The organism is Microbacterium sp., from assembly GCF_041909575.1.
Lineage (GTDB): Bacteria > Actinomycetota > Actinomycetes > Actinomycetales > Microbacteriaceae > Microbacterium.
The window spans coordinates 1-5,423 of the sequence record NZ_JAYRDE010000151.1 but is presented as its reverse complement, the minus strand read 5'-3'; the positions used below and the strand labels follow the sequence as shown (position 1 = coordinate 5,423).

Annotated in this window: 6 protein-coding genes and 1 pseudogene; 3 read left to right on the top strand and 4 right to left on the bottom strand. The window is 73.3% G+C overall.

What is annotated here, in order from left to right; genetic code table 11:
- Nucleotides 1–158 (top strand): annotated as a pseudogene (locus ACE3O1_RS14645) (M48 family peptidase); the annotation flags it as partial.
- Nucleotides 159–314: 156 nt separating this feature from the next.
- Here the strand turns inward: ACE3O1_RS14645 and ACE3O1_RS14640 are convergent.
- Nucleotides 315–947 (bottom strand): 2-phosphosulfolactate phosphatase, encoded by a 633-nt coding sequence (locus ACE3O1_RS14640; protein ID WP_374316287.1) that lies wholly within the window; start codon nucleotides 945–947, stop codon nucleotides 315–317.
- A 155-nt stretch (nucleotides 948–1,102) separates the two neighbouring features.
- Here ACE3O1_RS14640 and ACE3O1_RS14635 point away from each other — a divergent pair, with 155 nt between their 5' ends.
- A complete protein-coding gene (locus ACE3O1_RS14635; RefSeq protein ID WP_374316285.1) occupies nucleotides 1,103–1,615 on the top strand; it encodes a hypothetical protein in 513 nt (170 codons plus the stop codon).
- 59 nt (nucleotides 1,616–1,674) lie between these two features.
- Here the strand turns inward: ACE3O1_RS14635 and ACE3O1_RS14630 are convergent, their stop codons facing one another.
- Nucleotides 1,675–3,141 (bottom strand): FtsX-like permease family protein, encoded by a 1,467-nt coding sequence (locus ACE3O1_RS14630; RefSeq protein ID WP_374316283.1) that lies wholly within the window; start codon nucleotides 3,139–3,141, stop codon nucleotides 1,675–1,677.
- The gene (locus ACE3O1_RS14625; RefSeq protein WP_374316281.1) at nucleotides 3,138–3,920 is read right to left on the bottom strand and encodes an ABC transporter ATP-binding protein; all 783 of its coding nucleotides are present in this window, start codon (nucleotides 3,918–3,920) and stop codon (nucleotides 3,138–3,140) included. Before ACE3O1_RS14625 ends, ACE3O1_RS14630 begins: the two co-directional genes overlap by 4 nt.
- A gap of 139 nt (nucleotides 3,921–4,059) precedes the next feature.
- Here ACE3O1_RS14625 and ACE3O1_RS14620 point away from each other — a divergent pair, with 139 nt between their 5' ends.
- Nucleotides 4,060–4,749, top strand: a complete 690-nt coding sequence (locus tag ACE3O1_RS14620) for a hemerythrin domain-containing protein (RefSeq protein WP_374316279.1) — start codon at nucleotides 4,060–4,062, stop codon at nucleotides 4,747–4,749.
- 15 nt (nucleotides 4,750–4,764) lie between these two features.
- Here ACE3O1_RS14620 and ACE3O1_RS14615 read toward each other — a convergent pair whose 3' ends face one another.
- Nucleotides 4,765–5,403 (bottom strand): response regulator, encoded by a 639-nt coding sequence (locus ACE3O1_RS14615; protein ID WP_374316289.1) that lies wholly within the window; start codon nucleotides 5,401–5,403, stop codon nucleotides 4,765–4,767.
- Nucleotides 5,404–5,423: the final 20 nt, after the last annotated feature.

The window sequence follows — 5,423 nt, the reverse complement described above, 5'->3', positions numbered from 1 at the left end:
TGTGCCCGTCGGGCCACGTGGCCTACCGGCATCGCCGCGCGACCCGTCCCACGTCGTGCGCGAAGTGCGCGCCGCGGTTCGACGAGCGCTTCGCCTTCACCTGGACCCGCCGTGAGATCACGTCGGCGACCCGGCTCGCAGCGATGACCCCGCGCTGAGCGGAGCGCGGGCGCGGAGGGTTTTCGCGGATACCGCCGCGGATGCCGCGCATGTCGCGTGCAGAAATGCGTCGATGTGCACGATGACGGATCGGACGCGCGAGAGGAATCCGTGATCCTGCACATCTCCGCGATTCGGCGCGCTCCGGGCGACGCCTAAAGCGCCGCGAAGACGCCGTCCCGCAGGACGGGGACGACGGATGCCGCGTCCACCGCCGCGGCGGCCAGCACCTCGTCGCGCCTCCCGGCCCGTTCGAGTTCGCGGCCCGAGCCGCTCGCGGTCAGCAGGTGCTTCGACGCGCCGCGCAGGGAGCGGAAGCCCTCTCCGGCGACGGCGGCCTCGGGTGAGGAGTGGTCGATTCCGAGGTCGGCGAGCGCGTCGATCACTGCGCCGGCGCCGAGGAGGTCCTCCACCGCGAATCGGAGAGACGCGCCATCGGCGGCGGACGTGCGCTCGCCGCACGCGATCACGGCGATGCTGGTCCGCGCGCCGCGGCGCTCCTGCTCGGCCAGGATCGCCCGCGCGACGGCGGCCCTGTTGCGCAGCCCGCCGAGCAGCACGAGGCCACGCGCAGCCTGGGCGACGACGGCGCCGTTCAGCGAGTGTGCGCGGGCCGCGGCATCCAGCGCCACCGTCTCACCGCGCTCGACCGCCTGGATCACCGTCGACGAGAAGCGCAGCACGTCCACCACCACGGTGACGTCGGCCGGCGCGAGGCGCGCGAGTCCGTCGGCGCCCCACTCGAAGCGCACCTGGTACGAGGACTGGTCGAAGGGGTGCCCGGGCATCCGTCCAGCGTAGGGCGCGGCGCGGGCGGCGGTGACGGCGGGGCGGCGCGCGCGTCGGCACAACTGGGCGAGATAGGGCCGCCAGGTCGCCCGGGAACGCACGGATGAGCCGACGAGCCCGGGCCCCGGCGCGGGCGGCGGTGGGAGACTGGAGCATGCGCATCCTGCTGAAGCTGGTCATCGACTGCGATCCGGATGCCGCGTGGCGGGCCGTTCACTCCCCCCGGGCCGTGGCCGAGCTCTATGGGCCGCTGCTGGACCTCGAGCCGATGGTGCCGAACGGCCTGCCGACGTCGTGGTCTCCCGGGGACGACGTGCCGGTGCAGCTCGCCGCGCTCGGCAAGGTCCCGGCGGGGCGGCAGCTCATCCACGTGAGCGAACGCGAGGTCGACGAACCCGCCGGAAAGGTGCGGATCTTCCGCGACAGCGGCATCCCCCTCACCGGCCCCCTGTCGAGCCTCGACGTCTGGGACCACCAGATGGCGATCTCACCGGCGCCGGGCGAGCCCGGCCGCACCCTGTGGCGCGACCGGCTGGTCATCGGCGGCCCGACCGCGCCGATCCTGTGGCCCGTGCTGTGGAGCGCGTGGCAGTGGCGCGGCGCCCGCATCAAGGCCCTCGCCCCGACCTGGGCCCACGACCTCCCGGTCGACGACCCCGCGATCTGACCCCGACCCCGCACCCGAGCCGGTTGCCCGAGCCAGGGGCGAGGGGAGAGCGGATGCCGCTACTCGGCCAGCGCCTCCACGGGAGCCACGCGGGTGGCCAGGCGGGTCGGGACGACGGCGGCGACCAGCGTGAGCACCGCGGTGGCGACGACGATGAGCGCGACCGGGACCCACGGCACGGCGGGCGCGACGAACGTCGGCGACTGCCACAGCGGAGGCACCGGCACCGATCCGAGGAGCGACTGCGCGCCCGCCCAGCCGTATACCGTGCCCAGCACGAGGCCGGTCACGACCGCGGCGATCGTGATGTGGGCCGCCTCGAGCATGACCATCCGCCGCACCTGACCCGTCGAGACGCCGAGCGACCGCAGCAGGCCCAGCTCGCGGCGCCGCTGGACCACGCCGAGCGTCAGGAGGTTCACGAGGCCGACGGCGGCGATCACCGCCGAGACCGCGACGAGCCCCATCATGATGCCCGCGAACGTGTCGATGACAGTGTTGAACTCCGTGTCGACCTGACCGCCGGCGGATGCTGTCACGACCGACTTCACCGTCTCGAGCGCGACCGCGAACATCGTCACGAGCGTGACGCCGATCACGACGCCGATCGCCATGCGGCTGGACCGCTCGGGATACCGCAGCGCGTTCTCGGCGGCGAGGCGGGCGGTGGCCGAGCGTCCGAACAGACGCCCGACGAGGCGCAGCACCGGCGGCATGACGATCGTCGAGCCCAGCACCAGCCCGGTGAACGACAGCAGACCGCCGAAGAACGCCACGACCACGCCCAGGGGCGTGATGAGCCCCAGCGCGATGCCGCCCGCGAGCAGAGCCGCACCCGCGGCGAACATCCCGATCGCGCCGGCGTTGCGGGCCCGGCGACCGGTGAAGGACTCGTGCGAGGCCTCGACCGATCCGCCCAGCGCCTGGAGGGGCGTCACCCTGAGGACGCGGCGAGAGCCGGCCCACGCCGCCGCCCAGGTCGTGAGGGCCACGATAGCTGCCGGGATCACCAGAATCCCCTGCACGACCCGGTAGCCGACGTCGCCGATGCCGAGGAGCGCCTCGGCCAGCGCGATCCCCGCGACGGAGACGACCGTGCCGAGCACCAGGCCGAGGGAAGCGCCGATCACCCCGACCACGAGTCCCTGGCGGGCGACCTCGGACCGCTGCGACCGTGCCGACGCGCCGATCAGTCGCATCAGGGCGATGCGGCGCGTGCGTCCGGCGACGACGGTCGAGAAGGTGTTCGCCGTCACGATCGCGGCGACGTACACGGCGACCCCGGTGAGGATGACCGTGAGGATCATGAGCACGACGGCGAGCACCTCGCTCTGCCCGATGTAGGGATCGGCGCGCAGGATCGCGGCGATGTAGCCGGTCGCGCTGAGCAGCACGGCGCCGAACGCGCTGGAGATCGTGGCCACCAGGATGCTCGCCCCCATGCCGCGCTCGCGCAGCCACGACATGCGCGTGCCGGCGGGACGCGGCATCCGCTCTGCGCGGACGGGAGCCGCGACGGCGGTCACGACGCCACCGCCGGCTCGCCCGCACCGAGCTCGGCGGCGAGCATGTAGGCCGAGATCTCCTCGGCGCTCTGGCGGGGCTTGTCCGCCACGATGCGGCCGTCGCCCAGGAACAGGACCCGGTCGGCGTGGCTCGCGGCCACGGGGTCGTGGGTCACCATGGCGATCGACTGGCCGTGGTCGCGCGTGGCCGCCGCGAGCAGGCCCAGGACCTCGCGGCCGCTGCGGGAGTCGAGGTTGCCGGTGGGCTCGTCGGCGAAGACGAGGTCGGGGGCCGTCGCGAGCGCGCGGGCGATCGCGACGCGCTGCTGCTGACCGCCCGACAGCTCGTGCGGGCGGTGCGCCAGGCGCGACGTGAGCCCGAGCGTCTCCACGAGCCCGTCGATGCGCGCCCGCTCGAGGGCGGTGGGACGCCGGCCGTCGAGATCGAACGGCAGCAGGATGTTGCCGATCGCATCGAGCGTCGGGACGAGGTTGAAGGCCTGGAAGACGAACCCGACGCGGCGTCGGCGCAGGATCGTGAGCTCGAGGTCGGAGAGGCCCGTGATGTCGGTGTCGCCGATCCACGCGCGCCCCGAGGACGGCGCGTCGAGCCCCGCCATGATGTGCATGAGCGTGGACTTGCCCGAGCCGGACGGGCCCATGATCGCCGTGAACTCGCCGCGACGGATGCCGACCGTGACACCGTCGAGGGCGCGCACCGTGCTCTCACCCGCGCCGTAGGTCTTCGTGAGCTGCTGGACCCGGGCAGCCAGGCCCAGGTCGGTCGTTGAGATCTCCATGCCTTCGACGCTACGAATCGGTCACTGCTGCGCGCGTCGGCCGGGCGAGGCATCCGCGTACATCGGAAGGATGATCTCTTCCGGGCGGATGCCGCGCGGGGCTATGGTCGCGGCAGGACCCCGACGACGAGGAGGCCGCATGCCCGCCACGCCCCTGCCCCCGACCGGCGACATGCCCGATGGCCCGAAGACGTGCGACGCCAGCGGCATGGCGGAGATCCACCGGATGTTCCGCCGCGGCTTCGGGGAGGGACCCGACCTCGTGCGCGGGGTGTCGGACGGCGACGTCGCGCACGCGGAGGCGGTGGCGACGCAGCTCGAGACCCTGTCGATCGGGCTCCACTCGCACCACGGCGCGGAGGACGAGAGGCTGTGGCCGGCGCTCGACGAGCGCGCTCCCGCGTGCGCCGCGCACGTCGCGCGCATGAAGGCGCAGCACGCCGAGATGCTGGCGCAGCTCATCGCACTCGACGGCGCCCTTCCCCCGTGGCGGCACTCCGCCGAGGAGTCGGATGCCGCGGGGGTGCTCGCCGCCCTCGACGGCATCAACGCCGCCCTCGCCGTGCACCTGCCCGACGAGGAGACGAACATCGTGCCGGTCATGGAGCGCACGCTCACCCCGGCGGAGGTCGAGTGGTTCGCCGAGCACGGTCGCAAGTCCGTGCCGAAGGGCCAGACCTGGCAGCAGCTCGGCGAGATCCTCGCCTCGCAGCCCGACGGCGGCGACGAGTGGCTGCACAAGCACATGCCCGCTCCCGGCCGGCTGGCGTGGCGGCTCATCGGCAAGCGCCGGTACGCCCGGCACCGCGCCGCACTCGAGGGGCGCTGAGCGGGTCGCCCGGTCCTACGCGAGCCCGTGCTCGAACGCGAAGACGACCAGCTGCACCCGGTCGCGCAGGCCGAGCTTGGTGAGGATCCGGCTGATGTGGGTCTTCACGGTGGCCTCGCTGAGGTACTCCCGCGCGGCGATTTCGGCGTTGGAGAGCCCGCGGGCGGCGAGGGCGAAGATCTCGCGCTCGCGGTCGGTGAGATCGCCGTAGCTGTCGGGAACGCGCCGGGGAGCGGCATCCGCGAAGTGGGCGAAGAGGTCACGGGTGGCGGATGCCGCGATCACGGCCGACCCCGCATGCACGGTGCGGATCGCGGCGAGGAGGAACTCGGGGTCGGCGTCCTTCAGCAGGAACCCGCTCGCGCCCTGCCGGATCGCGCGCGCCGCGGCCTCGTCGAGGTCGAAGGTCGTCAGCATCACGATGTGCGGCGGCTCGGGGTCGGCGAGCAGCTCGGCCGTGGCGGTGAGGCCGTCCATGACAGGCATCCGGATGTCCATCAGCACGACGTCGGGACGGCTCGCCCGTACCGCGTCGAGGGCTTCGCGGCCATCGGATGCCTCGGCCACGACCTCGAGGTCGGGCTGCGAGTCGACGAGCATCCGGATGCCCGCGCGAAACAGCGCCTGGTCGTCGACGAGCGCGACGCGGATCATGCCGGCACCCCGACCGGAAG

Coding starts and splice junctions, on each gene's coding strand:
- ACE3O1_RS14640 (WP_374316287.1), bottom strand. CDS start 947: ATGCCCGGGCACCCCTTCGACCAGTCCTCGTACCAGGTGCGCTTCGAG.
- ACE3O1_RS14635 (WP_374316285.1), top strand. CDS start 1,103: ATGCGCATCCTGCTGAAGCTGGTCATCGACTGCGATCCGGATGCCGCG.
- ACE3O1_RS14625 (WP_374316281.1), bottom strand. CDS start 3,920: ATGGAGATCTCAACGACCGACCTGGGCCTGGCTGCCCGGGTCCAGCAG.
- ACE3O1_RS14615 (WP_374316289.1), bottom strand. CDS start 5,403: ATGATCCGCGTCGCGCTCGTCGACGACCAGGCGCTGTTTCGCGCGGGC.
- ACE3O1_RS14620 (WP_374316279.1), top strand. CDS start 4,060: ATGCCCGCCACGCCCCTGCCCCCGACCGGCGACATGCCCGATGGCCCG.